Origin of the sequence: Blattabacterium cuenoti, assembly GCF_014251555.1 — a bacterium.
GTDB classification, from domain to species: Bacteria; Bacteroidota; Bacteroidia; order Flavobacteriales; family Blattabacteriaceae; genus Blattabacterium; species Blattabacterium cuenoti_P.
The window spans coordinates 31,697-46,771 of the sequence record NZ_CP059190.1 but is presented as its reverse complement, the minus strand read 5'-3'; the positions used below and the strand labels follow the sequence as shown (position 1 = coordinate 46,771).

Here is a 15,075-nt window from a genome sequence, read left to right as displayed (position 1 = left end):
AATCTTAATATGCAAAAATATTTTATGTTTCATATATGATTAATCCATCATAAGCTAGGTAAACATTTTTTGGTAATTGTGTATCGATTTCTTCGTGAAAACCAAGCATATGACTAATGTGAGTAAGATAAGTTTTTTTAGGACGAATTTTTTGAATTGCATTCAGAGATTTGGAAAGCGTAAACTGAGAAGAATGTTTAGGTGCTTTTCTTAAAACATTTAAAACTAAAATCTCTAATCCTTTTAACTGTTGAATTGTTTGAAGAGGAATGCTGCTTGCGTCTGTAATGTACGCAAAATTTTCTATACGAAAACCTAAAATAGGAAGATCTCCATGCCATATGGATAAAGGAAAAATTTTAAAATATTCTACAAAAAAGAAATCTTTATAACTATCTAACTCATGTATGGATATTTTTGATGTATTCGATTTATGATTTTTTGAAAAAAAATAAAAAAATCTTTTTTTTAAATTCTCTAAAACTCTACGTAATCCATAAACAGGTATGGTTTTATTCATATTAAAATAAAACGGTCTTATATCATCAAATCCTCCTATATGATCATGATGTTCATGTGTCAGAAAAATAGCATCCAATTTTTCATGATTGTTTCGCAACATTTGATAACGAAAATCTGGACCACAATCGATTAAAAAACATTTTTTATCTTTCTCAATTAAAACCGAACTTCTAAGTCTTTTATCTTTTGGATTTTTAGATAAACACACTGGATGTTTAGATCCAATAATAGGAACACCTAGAGAAGTTCCAGTTCCTAAAAAAGTAATTTTCATATCACTTTCTATTTTTGAATATATTGATTTATTATATTTTTTTGTATTTCATTTATAATGTTTTTCTTTTCTTTTAAAAATTCTTTTACAGAATCTCTTCCTTGACCTAATTTCATATCTCCATAACTAAACCAAGATGCATTTTTTTTAATAATTCCTAAATCAACTCCTAAATCCAGGATTTCCCCTATTTTTGAAATTCCTTCCCCGTACATAATATCAAATTCAGCAATTTTAAAAGGAGGAGAAAGTTTATTTTTCACTACTTTTACCTTTGTCCTATTTCCTAATATTTTTTCTCCATTCTTGATTTGATTTCCTTTTCGAATGTCTAATCGAATTGATGAATAAAATTTCAAAGCATTTCCGCCTGTTGTCACTTCCGGATTTCCATACACCCCGATCTTTTCTCTTAATTGATTAATAAATATGAGTATGCTTTTTGATTTACCTATACTAGAAGTTAGCTTTCTCAAAGCTTGAGACATTAATCTAGCTTGTAATCCTATTTTAGAATCACCCATTTCTCCTTCTATTTCACTTTTAGGAGTTAAAGCTGCCACAGAATCAACCACGATCATATCAATAACACCAGATCTAATTAAATTATCTACTATTTCAAGCGCTTGTTCCCCATTATCTGGTTGAGATATTATTAACTCTTTGATGTTAACTCCTATTTTTTGAGCATAAATACAGTCAAAAGCATGTTCCGCATCAATAAAACCAGCGAAACCTCCTTTTTTTTGAGATTGAGTTATTGCATGTAAAGCTAAAGTAGTTTTTCCTGAAGATTCTGGTCCAAATATTTCAATAATGCGACCTTTTGGAAATCCTTTTATTCCCAAAGCTATATCTAAGCTTAAAGATCCAGAAGAAATAATTTCTAAATTTTCTATATGAGAATCTCCCATTCGCATAACAGTTCCTTTCCCATATATTTTATCCATTTTTTCTAGAACAAGTTCTAAGGATTTTCTTTTTTGTTCAATTTTTTCGTTCATAATTTTGAAAATGTTAAGGAAACTTTAGTTATCACATATATAATATATGCTTCACTATTTTTTTTTTAAAAAGAAAACTTTGTTTTTTGGTAATCTCAAAAAAAACTTATTTCCAGGAGGAATAAGATCCACAAGATATTGTGGATTTAGAAGAATTAAATCTTGATAAGGCATATTTAAACTATAGGCAAAAAATTTCAAAGAAATTTTTTCTTTGATAGGGATTAGGGCTGTTTCTTTATATTTATATTTGTAGGGAGAGGAGCGATATGTGTAAATATTATGTTCTTTATAGTAATTCATGACATAATTAATGGCAATAAATTTTGGAACATAATTTTGAGTTTCTTTTGGAAAAAATTCCCATAACCCCCAGAAATCTTTTCTGTTTTGATGATGTTGCAATATTTTATCTACAGTGCCTGGACCAGCATTATAAGCAGCTAAGACTAATTCCCAATTTCCTATTTTTTTATATAAAAATTTTAAATAACGGCAAGCTGCTTCTGTTGATTTGACAGGATCATTTCTTTCATCATAAATATTATTAATGTTGAGATCATATATTTTACCAGTTTCAGGCATGAATTGCCAAATTCCTTGAGCTCCTGCCTTGGAGGTTACAACAGGATTTAAATTTGATTCTATAATAGCTAAATATTTTAATTCTTTTGGAAGACGGTAGTTTTCAAGTTTTTCTTCAAACATAGGAAAATAAAATTCTGACAATGAAATAATTCTTCCTATATATTTTCCCATACGAAGATAACTTTCTACGGAAGCATGCACTATGCTGTTGTATTTAAGTATTTTAGTTTGAGATCTTTGATTTAAAAAATTTAATCTTAATTGAAGTTCTTCAGAATCTATATTAGTATTAGTAAGAACAATATTTTTTTTATGAGATAATTTTTTACCAGATAAAGATTTTTTCTTCCCTCCAAGCATTTTTTTCCATAATTTCTCTATATAAATATTATTTAAATCTAATTTTTGATCGAAAACATCTTTATGAAAGTTGATTACATTTTTTTGTTCCAAAAAGGGCTTTGATGCAGATTGAACAATCAAACTTTTTAATATGAGCATAAAAAACATAATATTTCTTATCTTTATCGTTGCCATTATCTCAAATTGTAGAAAAAAAGTACTAACGAACAATCGTTGCCATTATCTCAAATTGTAGAAAAAAAGTACTAACGAACAAACGCAAAATGAAAGAAATTTTTTTATTCTTTTTCAGATTCTGAATCTTTTCCTTCAGAAGCCTTTTTGAATTCTTTCAATCCTGTCCCTAATCCTTTCATTAATTCCGGTATTTTTTTACCACCGAAAAGTAAAAGTGCAAGAATGACAATCACCACAATTTCTGTGGTACCAAAAGTTCCAAGTAGTATTAAAAAAATAGAAATGAAATCCATTCGACGGGATTTTTTATCAAATATAAAAAAAAAATTATGAATTTGGATCTGATCAATTATAAACAGAATAATCGCCTAAACTAATTTCTTTTGCTTTTCCGATATAAAAGATGTGATTTCCTATCATAGAATTATGCCAATTTGCATATTGGATTTTTGTATAGTCCTGAATCAAAGATCTTTTTATATTACTATTTTTTATTTTTGTATTTTTACCTATTGAAACATAAGGACCTATGATGCTATTCTCAATGCTTGTATTTTCTCCGATCGAACAAGGTTTTAGAATTAAACTATCTCTTATGATTGCTTTTTCATGAATCAATTGCGAATGATTGTGTTCTATAGACAATATTTTTGAATTAGAAGAAATAGTTCTTTTTTTATTTCCAAAATCCATCCATTCTTGAACTTGTTTGCTAATAAATTTTTCTCCTTTTTTTCTCATGTTTTCTAAAACAGATGTTAATTGATATTCTTCTTCATTTTTAATTTTGTTATTATCTAAAGATTGAAGTTCTTTTCTTAAACAAAGACTATTTCTAAAATAATAAAGACCGATGATTGCTAGATTAGATACATAATTATTTGGTTTTTCTATAAAATGAGTAATAACTCCCGAAGAATCACATTTGACCACTCCAAATAAATGAGGATTTTTAACTTTTTTTGTCCATATAATGTTGTCTACTTTGTTAGTAATTTCCTTTTCCAAAGAAGTGTTATAAAATAAAGTATCGGAAAAAACAATGATTATCGGTCCTCCATTCAATGAATCTTTAGCTTTTAACAAAGCATCTGCCGTTCCAAGCGGAGTAATTTGATAATAAATAATAGGATGAACTCCTATATCATTAGCTAATTTGATTAATTTTTTTTCAATGTTTTCTCCGTTATTTCCTATTATGAAAACAATTTCTTGGACAGAAAAAATTTTTATGACTTCGGATAAACTTTCCACCAATCTTCTCAAAATTGTTTTTCCTGCTATATGGATTAATGGTTTGGGTGTGTTTAAAGTGTGCGGATACAAACGCAATCCTTTTCCAGCCATAGGAATTATAATTTTCATATCACATCATTTGTTATGTTATATACCAGTACTTCCAAAACTATTGCATCCTCTCATACTTGTATTTAAAATAGAACATTTATCCCATTTTATTTGGGGCCCTTGAAATATGTTTAGTATAGCTAGTTTTTCATTGGATTGAATTGTCATAGTTTCAAACAAAACGTTTGTTATGATCATTTTAATTTCTTGACATAAAACCGTATTTTCTTTATTTTTTGTGATATGAATGACGCAAACAGCTTCAATTAATTTTTTTTTCAAAAAAAAATGATACTTAATTTTTTTGGAAAATTGAATAAAAATGCCTGTTGATATCAATTTTCTTTCCATAAAATTAATGGAAATAGATTTCTCTATATTGGCAATTAAAGTTAATTGGTATCCATTCTTTATCACACTATAATCTACTTTTAATATTTGATTAAATTAATCAATCTTTTTTTTTCAATAAAGAAAACAATTATCAAATACAGGAATTGAAAAAAAAAGCTAAACATTATTTCTTTCTTGTTATTGATCATAAAAACTAAAAAAATTGCAAATAAAAAATGAATTATGATATTTCTTATTTTTCTAAAAAATTTAAAAAATTTTTCCTTCCCCCAAATATATAAAATGATTAACATGCATCCATACGATGCTAAAGTTCCCCAAGCAGGGATCATAAAACTACTATTAGGAATTAAAATAAAAATAATATTAAATAAAAAAGTGATTAATACCCCTATTAAGGAAATATAAGTTCCTATAATAGGTTTATCTATCACTTTATAAAATATGGATAAATTTGTATAAATTCCTAAAAATAAATTTCCCATCATTATTATAGGAATAATGGACATTGCAAAGTGATATTTTTGATCAATAAAAAATTCTATAAACATGGGGATATTTCCACATATTAATACATAAAAAATTAATCCGAAAAGAATAAACATATAATTAATTTCTTCATAATAATATTTTGCATCAGAATCCCCGTATTTTTTAAAAAAAAAAGGTTCAATTCCCAATCTAAAAACTCTGATATACAAACTCATAAAAGCTGCTATTTTATAACAAGCAGAATAAGATCCGTTAATTTCATCGGACCCCCATCTTTTGATCAAGATTTTATCAAGATTTTCATTAATAGAAAAAGCTATAGTTCCTAACATAATAGGAATTCCATAATTTAACATTTCTTTGGCAATAATTTTGTTAAATTTTTTTAGAATTACTTTTTTTAAAAGAATAGGAAGCACTAAAAATAAATTGCTTAAGGACGATATCATGTTTGCAAAAAATATATAACCAGTTCTGTCTGTGAAAGAATTTATCCATTCAAAAATAAAAAATAAAAAAGTTCCTTTGATGTAAAGATTGTTAGGACTAAAAAACATATATATTATTAAAAATGATTGGATGAGTATATTTATTATATTTATAACAGTGTGTTTGAATGGTTTTTCATTTGCACGAAGCCAAGCCATAGGAAGAATACAAATCGTGTCAAAAAATATGATTAAGAAGAACATAAAAAAATATTCTGGATGATCCTGATATCCAGCGATAGAAATTAAATATTTGATCGAGTTCACAGAAATAATTAAAAAAAAAGAGGTAATGAATAATTGTATTATAACACCTGTTGAAAAAATAGTTTCTTGGTTATAATTTTTTTTATATAAAAATCTAAAATAAGTATTTTCTAATCCGAAAGAAAGAAATCCTATAACCAGAAAAGATAAAGCATACATATCTGTATAAAGAGAAAATTCTTCTCTTTTTAAAGAAATAGTAAAAAATTTTAAAAAAGCATAATTAATAATTTTTGGTAAAATTGATCCGATAGAATAGATAATTGTTTGTTTCGCTAATTTTTTGTACAAATTCAATGCTTTTTTTAAATTAAAAGTTCCTAATTTCTGTATTTTTTTATGTATGTATAAATTTTTTTTACAAAATATTGCATAGAAATAGAGATGAATTATGAGTAACTTTGATCAAATTTTTCAACATAATAAAATGGATTATAAAAAAAATTCAAAAGAATTTATGCTGTATGCAACTAAGCATAAAAAAATCAATAGTTTAACGATAGATGAATATATTATTCAATCAATGACTCCTTATATTGTTGAAGAAAGAAAACTCAATGTGGCTCAAATGGATGTTTTTTCTCGTTTAATGATGGATCGAGTTATTTTTTTAGGAACTCCTATAGAAGACCAAGTAGCTAATATAGTGCAAGCTCAATTACTGTTTTTACAGTCTTCAGATTCTGTGAAAGACATTCAAATCTATGTTAATTCTCCAGGAGGAGATGTTTATGCAGGATTAGGCATATATGACACCATGCAAATAATAGAACCAGATGTAGCTACCATTTGTACTGGAATGGCGGCATCTATGGCCGCTGTTTTACTTTGTGCAGGAGTCAAAAATAAAAGATCTGCATTAAAACATTCAAGAATAATGATCCATCAACCTATAGGGGGAACACAAGGACAAGCTTCAGATATTGAAATCACAGTTCGTGAAATTTTAAAGTTGAAAAAGGAACTTTACGAAATTATATCGAAACATTCTGGAGTTTCTATTGAAAAAATAGAAAATGACTCAGATAGAGATTATTGGATGACTTCTAAAGAAGCTAAAGAATACGGAATGATAGATGAAGTTCTAGAAGGAAAAAAAGGAAAAAAATGATCACAACAGGACTCGAACCTGTAACCTACTGCTTAGAAGGCAGTTGCTCTATCCATTTGAGCTACGTGATCTAATTGCATATCGGGGTAGCAGGATTTGAACCTACGATCTCCTGGTCCCAAACCAGGCGCGATAACCAAACTACGCTATACCCCGTTGTTGCGGAGAATGTGGGATTCGAACCCACGCGGTATTTTAATACCGACAGTTTAGCAAACTGTTCCGTTAACCACTCCGGCAACTCTCCGAAAGAATACAAATCTAAAGTAGATCTATTAAATAAACAAATAATTAAGCTTTAGGATATTCTATTCTAGTATGATAAATATTTCTTAATTTCTTTTTAAGAACTTTTTTGACTTTTTCTATTTCTTTTAAAGTAATGTCCGCATTAGAAAACTGGTTTTCTTTTTTTTGTTTATTAATAACATTTTCTACCAAGTCTTCCAAATCTTTAGAAGATGGATTTTTAATACTTTTCGAAGCTGCTTCTACAGAGTCAGCTATCATAACAATAGCCGTTTCTTTGGAAAAAGGCTTAGGACCAGAATATTGGAATTGTTTTTTATCCACTTTTGGACATTTTTCTTTTTGTTTTTCGTAAAAATAATGAATAATACTATTTCCATGATGAGTGCGTATAAAATCAGTAACAGAATCAGGTAAATAATATTTTTTTGCTATCTCAATTCCAATTGGAACATGTTCTAAAATAATTTTTGCACTTTCTTTTGGACTTAATTTTTCATGTGGATTTATTATATTATACTGATTTTCAGTAAAAAATGATGAATTTTTGATTTTTCCTATATCATGATAAATAGCTCCTATCCTTACTAATAATGAATGAGCCCCAATAGAAACAGCTGCTTCTTCTGCAAGGTTTGCTACTGTTAAAACATGTTGTAAAGTTCCTGGAGCTTTTTGAGATAATAATCTTAATATAGGAGTGTTAGTATCCGATAATTCTAATAATGAAATATCAGAAGTAAGATTTAATAATTTTTCAAAAAGAAATATTAATGGATGAACAAATAAAGTTAAAATTCCACTAAAAAAGAATAATGAAAAAGTATGCCAAGAAATTTTTTCTAAAGAACCTTCACGAATCAAAGTGAGTGAACTAAAAATAATTATATAAGTAATAGTTATTTTTCCCACAGCAATAAAAAGGTTAGCCATTTTATAAATATTTTTGTTTGTTAACATGACTAAAAATCCTGTAGTGACTTGAATAAAAAAAAATTCAAAACTATTTGGTGTAATTAAAGACAATAATAAAATAGTTGTTAAGTGAATAATGATGCTTAAGTGAAAATTGAAAAAAGCGCGAATGCTTATAGGAAGTATACAAAAAGGAATTATATATAATATTTTTGAATGATATTTTAAAATTATAATAGTAATCAATGATATGAGTAATATATTAATAATTAAAAAATTCATTTCTCTATTATTGTGAAATATTTTATTTTGAAAATAAAAAAGATATAATATAAATAGAGTGAATATTATACTAATTATGAAAAAATATCCTATAATAAGACAATAATCTTTTTTTTTATTCCATACTTTATTCTCATATTCTTTTTTGAAAGAAGATAAGACTTGAAATTTATTTTCATCTATCATTTCATTATTTCTGATGATTTTATCTCCTTTTGCAAAAGAATATTTTATTTTACTGATAGATTTAATTTTTTCATGAGAAAAAAATTCAGTATAACTTTGGTTATAAAAAAAGTTTGGAACGATAATTTTTTTTAAAATTCTTTTTAAAATTTTTGCACGATGACTATTATTTTTCAAAAAATTTTTCTTAATAATATTATTTACCTTTTTGTGAGTACAAATTTTTTTGTATAAAAAGGGAATCCATTTTTTGTTTTTTTGAAGAAAAATTATAGAAATTTTATTTTTTTCAGGAAAAAAATCTATATATCCATATTTATATACAGTATTTACTGTTTTATAAACAATTCTGGAATAATACTTGTTTTTTTTTAGATATTTAATTTTTTTTAGCTTTTTTTTTATATTCTTAACTATCTTTTCGTTTTGAATAAAAAATATTTTCTGATCTTTTTTCAATTTTTTTATTTCTAAATCTAGATCTTGACTATTTTTTTGAACAATAAAGCCAAACGGAGAAAACAAATCTCTGTAAGTCCAATTTTTTCCCTTTGAAAATTCATATTGAAAAATTTCTTTTTTTGGGAAAAAAAACGTCAATGATAAGACTGCTATAATTGGAACTAAAATCTTATCTACAATATTTTTATATGTATAAAACTTTAAGAAGTTAGCCATTGCCTAAAAAATTGAAACGATGCAATTTTTTCGGGATGCAATTTTTTCGGAAGGATGAAATTCTGATTTCAAGAAGAAGTATTAAATAATTATAATAATTATCAATATGATAATATCATTATGTTTTTTTTTTATAAGATGATTGATGTTTTTGTAAAATATTGGATAATAATCTATTTTCATCATTAATGCTTTCTTCCAAACAAATAGTAGATTCCGTTCTAAGAACTCCTTTTATCTCTCCAATTTTAGAAATAACATCTCTAGCATCTGAAGGATCTCTAGCAATAATTCTGCAAAAAAGATTATATTTTCCTGAAGTAATATATAATTGGACTACATTAGGAATTTTTCTTAATTCTTCTTTTACTAATTTAGATTCGCGGGAATCTGATAAAATTCCTACAAAAGCTATTAAATGAAAACCCAAAGATTCATATCCAATAATCAAAGTACTTCCCTTTATAATACCTGCATCTTCTAATTTTTTTACTCTAACATGAACAGTTCCAACGGACAGTGGTTTGATTTCTTTGCTAATCTGTTTACTGATCTCAGTATATGGAGTTCTAGCGTTTATATTTAATTTTCTGACAATAGTATTGTCTATTTCATCTGTATTATATCTAAGAATCATTGTTTTATTTTTTTTTGAATAAAGGTATTAAAAATACCAAGATACAAAACTTTCTTTTGAAGAAATAGGTTCTTGTTTTTCAATAAGTAATCTGTCGATATAGATTTTGATTTTTTTTTTTGTCAATAAACTAACTATAATTAATTTTTAAACAAAAGAAGGGAAGGAGACAATGATTCTTCTCATTTGAGAGATTTTTGTTATTTAAAGAAAGAAAATAATTGGACGTTTCTTTTTTTTGAAAAAAATCAAAATGTAAAGATTGATTGATATCTGAATCTAATAATATTTTCTTTAGTTTTTTCAAAAAAATTTCGAAAACAGAAAAGTATAAAAAATTTTTTATGGTCTCATTTTTTAGAAAAAATTTACCTAATATTAGAATGGATAAAAATTGTATTGTCTTTTCCTCAAAAGAGTTTAATTTACTAAATAATTTTTGTTGAGTTTCTTCATCACTTTTAGGAAATAAAATTTCCATATTAATATTAGGCTTTTGTATTTTACCATAAATATTAATTCTTAATTCTGTAAATATCATTCCTTTATGAAGTTTTTCAGATTCTGTAAAATTTATGTACTCAGTAATTTTTGAGACAGACTTGGTCTCATAAGCAATTAAATTGATATTAGATTGATCAAAATTCTTTTTCCAAGTAATAAATCCTCCTGGTTTTATTTTAAATTCTTTTTCCAATTTTAGAATTGGTATTTTTTCTTGGTTAGAAAAATGATAGAATCCATCTATTACAAAATATTTTCCACTGGTTTCAACATTTTTTTTATATGTTTTTCTTAAAAAAAGATAACCTTCTCCTTTTAACTCAATAAAATTTTCTAAATTTTTGTCTAAAAATATTGATACTTTTGTGTTTTTTTTCACATTTGTTTTAATATCTATTAATAAAAAATCATTATTTTCTTTGTAATTTCTGTTTGGCTTTTTTTTATTTTGAAATTTTGGATTAATGTATAAATGAGAAGAATTTAAAATTTTTCCATTGTTCATAGAAACGTGAACTTTATTTTCTTTTTTCGTTATTTGAATTTTTCCATGAGTCAATATTTTTCCAAATAAAAAACGATTTCGTTCTTCATTTGTATCTAAAACAAGCAAATTTTTTGTGTTTATGGATAATTCAAAATTCCATTTAAGAAAATTTTTGTGCAAAAAACACCCGTTTATATACCCTTGAGTATTATATTTAGTATCCTTAAAAGAAGAATAAGATAATGATATGCAGGAATCAGAAACAATATTGACATAAGCTCGACTTGTGATTTCATAATCTGTATTTATAGAATTTATTTTGAGCCCAAACTTTTTAAGTTCTAATTTTCCAAAATAATGAGGATTGTCTATATTTCCAAATATTTTTATTTTTCCTGTCAAAAAACCTCTTGCTTCACTATTCATTTTTTTCCAAAAAAAGGAAAAATTATCCATTTTTAAATTTTTAACATTGATATTGAAATCGAGTTTTGATTGATTTTTTGATTCGTTGTTAATATTTCCATCTATTTTTAAGATGTCATGATAATTTTTTTTAAGAACTCCATTAATTTTATAATTTTTATCCTTATGAAAGGAATTAACATAAAAGTTTCCTAAAATTGTTTTTTCAATTGAAAAATCTGTGATTTTTACATGTATATTAGGTTCAATTTGATTATGGTTACTTTTATATGAAAAAAAACCGTTTACAAAACCATCTAGATTTTTTTTAAATATGATTTTTTTTAACTGCACATTTTTTAAATAAAATTGAAATGTTTTTTCTTTTTTTTCAATAAAATCCGCGTCTACAATAATCTCTTGTTTTTCTGAAGATAAAATAATATTATTTATGGTATATCTTCTTTTAATGAGGTCTATTTTTATTATTCCCAAATTATTATCAATCTTCCAATCATATCCATTGATATTTAATTTAGAAAGTAAAGGAAAAAAAATGAGGAAATTTTTTTTCTTTTGACAAAGAAAATTCAAGATTTGTTCTTTGTACTCTTGTTTTTTTAATTTTAATAAAAATTTAGAATTAATCATCCAAAAATTTTCCCGACTCAAAATAGACACATTTATTTTCTTTGATAAAAAATTTTTGTAAGTAATTTTCTCTGTATCAATTTGTATCCCTTTTCTGAAAAAAGTTATAAATAATTTATCAAAAAAAATTTCATTCCATTGGACTGATTCTGTAAAAAAAATTGTTTTAAATGAGTTCTCCTCTTTTTTTCCGGAAATTCGAATATCAGAAAAAGGATTTCTGTCTTTTTTCTGTTTCATCAAACAAAAAAAGGATTTCTTTATCAGAAAGTTAAAATTCACGTATTCTATTTCTTTTTTATAGGAATTTTTTAAATCAAAAATTTCTTTTTGTAGAATAGTTAATAAATGTTCCCATTTAAAATGTCCATAAATCTGACCAATGATCATATCATATACATTGATACTAATTTTTTTAAATTTTTGATCATTGATTAACATTACTTTGATTCCTTTGTGAACTTGATTTTGATCGTCATCTATTCTTAGATAGATTTTCTGAAAGTGTGAATGAATTTTTCCTTTTAAACTAATTTGATATCCTGAATGAGAGAAAAACAGAGTTACAAAAAATTTTGATAAATTTCCTTTGAAATTCATAAAAATACACAAATCAGATAATGAATATCTACTTATAAAAAGTGAAATTCTTGATGGAATTAAAAAAAAACTTTTTTTCTTGTCTTTGAATAAAACTTTGAACAAAAAAAGAAGATATTTTTTTTCAATTGAAATTTTACTTACATGTTTAACATCATGATTATGATTCAAAAAATTAATAAAAGTTGATACTTTAGCTATCAAAAAATGATTTTGAATAGTTCCTTCTACTTTTAAACTTCTTTTTTTTTCTCCAATTTTTTCTATAAAAATTAAATTTCCTTTGTATATCCATTGTTTAAAATTCAAATTAACTTTTTTTAGAAAATTGAATTTTGAATGGAAGTTGTATGGAATTATACGACTTATTTTATGAGGATAAAATCGAATAAAAGCTTTAAAAAATTTAATTTCTTTCCATTCTCGATTTAAATGAATATAAATTGCCTTTGCAAACAACCTATTTTCTTGTAAATCCTTTATAAAAATATTAGATAGAAAAAATTTTTTATTCCGACCATTAAATTTTCCGTTGATATTTCCTTGAACAAATAATCTAAGATTAGAAGACCATTTTTTGGAAAAAAATATCCCTAAATCGGGTCCTAATTTTGATCCTTTAAAAATTTCACATCGTATGTTTTTTCTGTAAAAAAAATTTTCATTTTTTTCATATTTATCGCCATTGAAAATAGAAATGGATCCTCTTAGAAAACTATTGGATGTTTTTATAAAAAAATCATGAATTTCTAATTTGGCAGGATAATCATATGTTAAATTACAAAACAAATTTTTGATGCAAAAATTTGTTTTATTTATAAATTCTTGAGATTGAAAAGAAAAAATAGAAGCTTTTATTTTTCTATTTTTGATTTGAATATTTTTTATATAACTAGAAAAAAAATGATTGAATTTTTTTTTGGAATCTATATAGATCAAATGAGATTTGTTTATCCTTAGCTTAGAACAAGTAATTCTGTTCATTTTATTTGATTCTTGATTCATCAAGACATTTTTGATAAAAAAAAGGATATTATTTTCTTTTTCTTTGAAATATTTTCTTATAAAAAAAGAAGAATTTTCAACGATTATACTTTTTATATTTAAATGTCTAGAGTTTATGAAAATCAGGAAAAATAAATTATTAATGGATATTTTACATTGAGATAAATGAATAAAAGAAAAATGATGATGATCTCTAATTTTTACATCATAAAAAATAAGTTCTTTTTTGAAAAAATTAAATGAAATATGTTTTATAGAAATTTTATTACCTAATTGTTTTCTTATTTTTTTCAAAAAAAAGGTTGATACTTTTTTTTGGACTTTCTTTTGATCATAAATATTTACAATCAATAATCCCAATAAGAAAAAAAACAAAAGAAGAATTATTTTTTTTCTGGTAAAAAATTTATGCAAAAAAACATTGTTCATTTTCAAAGATATTGTTTGTTATTTTATTATGAAAAAAAAACCTATTATTCTCGGTATAGAATCATCATGTGACGAAACGGCTGTTTCTATTATTAAAAATAGAGATGTATTATCTAATATTATTATTCATCAATATATCCATAAAAAATATGGAGGAGTAGTTCCAGAATTAGCTTCAAGACTACATGATAGAAATATTATAACAGCTGTCAATCAAGCTATTGATTCAGCAAAAATTAAAAAAAATCAAATTGATGCTGTATCCTTTACTTTAGGACCAGGATTGATAGGATCTTTATTAGTCGGGGCTTCTTTTGCAAAATCTTTTTCAATGGGATTAGAGATTCCTTTATTAACTGTCAATCATGTACAAGCCCATATACTTGTTCATTTTATAAAAAATGCTAACATAAACAATTCTTATCCTAAATTTCCATTTTTAGGTTTAGTCATAAGTGGGGGACATACTCAAATCGTGAAAGTGAATGATTTTTTTCAAATGGAAATATTGGGATCGACTTTAGATGATTCTATAGGGGATACTTTGGATAAAGTAGCTAGAATATTGGGTTTTCATTATCCTGGAGGACCTATGATAGAACTTTTTTCTAAAAATGGAAATTGTAATAAATTTGTTTTTTCAAAACCATCAGTAAATGGGCTAAATTTCAGTTTTAGTGGATTTAAAAGTCATGTTTTGCAATTTGTCAGAAAAGAATTAAAAAAAAATTCATTTTTCATAAAACAAAACTTATCTGATATTTGTGCTTCTATCCAGAGAATAATAGCAGAAATTCTTTTAGAAAAAGTACAAAAAGCTACTCTAAAAACTGGAATTTATAGAGTAGCTTTAGCAGGTGGAGTATCCGCAAATTGTGAAATTAGACGAATGTTTATATCTTTTGCAAAAGAAAACAAAAAATGGGAAATCTTTATTCCAAAGAAAAAATATACCACGGACAACGGAGCGATGATAGCCATTACAGGATTATTGAAATATGAAAAAAATTTATTTGATTCTATTCATGTTTCTCCATATTCTAAATTTAAAACATTTTAA

The 15,075-nt window shown here is 25.0% G+C and carries 12 protein-coding genes and 3 tRNA genes; 2 read left to right on the top strand and 13 right to left on the bottom strand.

Annotated elements, in window-relative coordinates:
* Positions 1–22: 22 nt before the first annotated feature.
* The 7 genes from H0H68_RS00200 to H0H68_RS00170 all read right to left on the bottom strand — a co-directional run bounded on the left by H0H68_RS00200 (position 23) and on the right by H0H68_RS00170 (position 6,167).
* On the bottom strand, positions 23–796 hold the full coding sequence (locus H0H68_RS00200; RefSeq protein ID WP_185853369.1) for an MBL fold metallo-hydrolase: 774 nt from the start codon (positions 794–796) through the stop codon (positions 23–25).
* Between the two features lie 8 nt (positions 797–804).
* Positions 805–1,800 (bottom strand): recombinase RecA, encoded by a 996-nt coding sequence (gene recA / locus H0H68_RS00195; protein ID WP_185853368.1) that lies wholly within the window; start codon positions 1,798–1,800, stop codon positions 805–807.
* A gap of 54 nt (positions 1,801–1,854) precedes the next feature.
* Positions 1,855–2,925, bottom strand: a complete 1,071-nt coding sequence (locus H0H68_RS00190) for a lytic transglycosylase domain-containing protein (RefSeq protein ID WP_185853367.1) — start codon at positions 2,923–2,925, stop codon at positions 1,855–1,857.
* Positions 2,926–3,029: 104 nt separating this feature from the next.
* Positions 3,030–3,221: a Sec-independent protein translocase subunit TatA/TatB gene (locus H0H68_RS00185; protein WP_185853366.1), complete on the bottom strand. Its 192-nt coding sequence runs from the start codon at positions 3,219–3,221 to the stop codon at positions 3,030–3,032.
* 52 nt (positions 3,222–3,273) lie between these two features.
* Positions 3,274–4,293: a sugar phosphate nucleotidyltransferase gene (locus tag H0H68_RS00180; RefSeq protein ID WP_185853365.1), complete on the bottom strand. Its 1,020-nt coding sequence runs from the start codon at positions 4,291–4,293 to the stop codon at positions 3,274–3,276.
* Positions 4,294–4,311: 18 nt separating this feature from the next.
* Entirely contained in the window at positions 4,312–4,626 is a 315-nt protein-coding gene (locus H0H68_RS00175; protein ID WP_238783956.1) for a dCTP deaminase/dUTPase family protein, read from the bottom strand.
* 80 nt (positions 4,627–4,706) lie between these two features.
* Entirely contained in the window at positions 4,707–6,167 is a 1,461-nt protein-coding gene (locus H0H68_RS00170; RefSeq protein ID WP_394366741.1) for a lipopolysaccharide biosynthesis protein, read from the bottom strand.
* 136 nt (positions 6,168–6,303) lie between these two features.
* On the opposite strand from H0H68_RS00170, the gene clpP reads away from it, so the two are divergent.
* Complete coding sequence (gene clpP, locus H0H68_RS00165; protein ID WP_185853605.1) at positions 6,304–6,987, top strand: ATP-dependent Clp endopeptidase proteolytic subunit ClpP; 684 nt, start codon at positions 6,304–6,306, stop codon at positions 6,985–6,987.
* On the opposite strand, the gene H0H68_RS00160 is transcribed toward clpP, so the two are convergent.
* The 6 genes from H0H68_RS00160 to H0H68_RS00135 all read right to left on the bottom strand — a co-directional run bounded on the left by H0H68_RS00160 (position 6,985) and on the right by H0H68_RS00135 (position 14,015).
* Positions 6,985–7,058: transfer RNA gene (locus H0H68_RS00160), tRNA-Arg, on the bottom strand. The genes clpP and H0H68_RS00160 overlap by 3 nt on opposite strands.
* A 10-nt stretch (positions 7,059–7,068) precedes the next feature.
* Positions 7,069–7,143: transfer RNA gene (locus H0H68_RS00155), tRNA-Pro, on the bottom strand.
* 6 nt (positions 7,144–7,149) lie between these two features.
* A tRNA-Ser gene (locus tag H0H68_RS00150) sits at positions 7,150–7,234 on the bottom strand.
* A 44-nt stretch (positions 7,235–7,278) separates the two neighbouring features.
* Positions 7,279–9,297 carry an HD family phosphohydrolase gene (locus H0H68_RS00145; RefSeq protein WP_185853362.1) on the bottom strand — a complete coding sequence of 673 codons (2,019 nt, stop codon included), beginning with the start codon at positions 9,295–9,297 and terminating at the stop codon, positions 7,279–7,281.
* A gap of 118 nt (positions 9,298–9,415) precedes the next feature.
* Entirely contained in the window at positions 9,416–9,934 is a 519-nt protein-coding gene (locus H0H68_RS00140) for an Lrp/AsnC family transcriptional regulator (protein WP_185853361.1), read from the bottom strand.
* 130 nt (positions 9,935–10,064) lie between these two features.
* A complete protein-coding gene (locus tag H0H68_RS00135; protein WP_185853360.1) occupies positions 10,065–14,015 on the bottom strand; it encodes a translocation/assembly module TamB domain-containing protein in 3,951 nt (1,316 codons plus the stop codon).
* Between the two features lie 28 nt (positions 14,016–14,043).
* Here H0H68_RS00135 and tsaD point away from each other — a divergent pair, with 28 nt between their 5' ends.
* Entirely contained in the window at positions 14,044–15,075 is a 1,032-nt protein-coding gene (tsaD, locus tag H0H68_RS00130; RefSeq protein ID WP_185853604.1) for a tRNA (adenosine(37)-N6)-threonylcarbamoyltransferase complex transferase subunit TsaD, read from the top strand.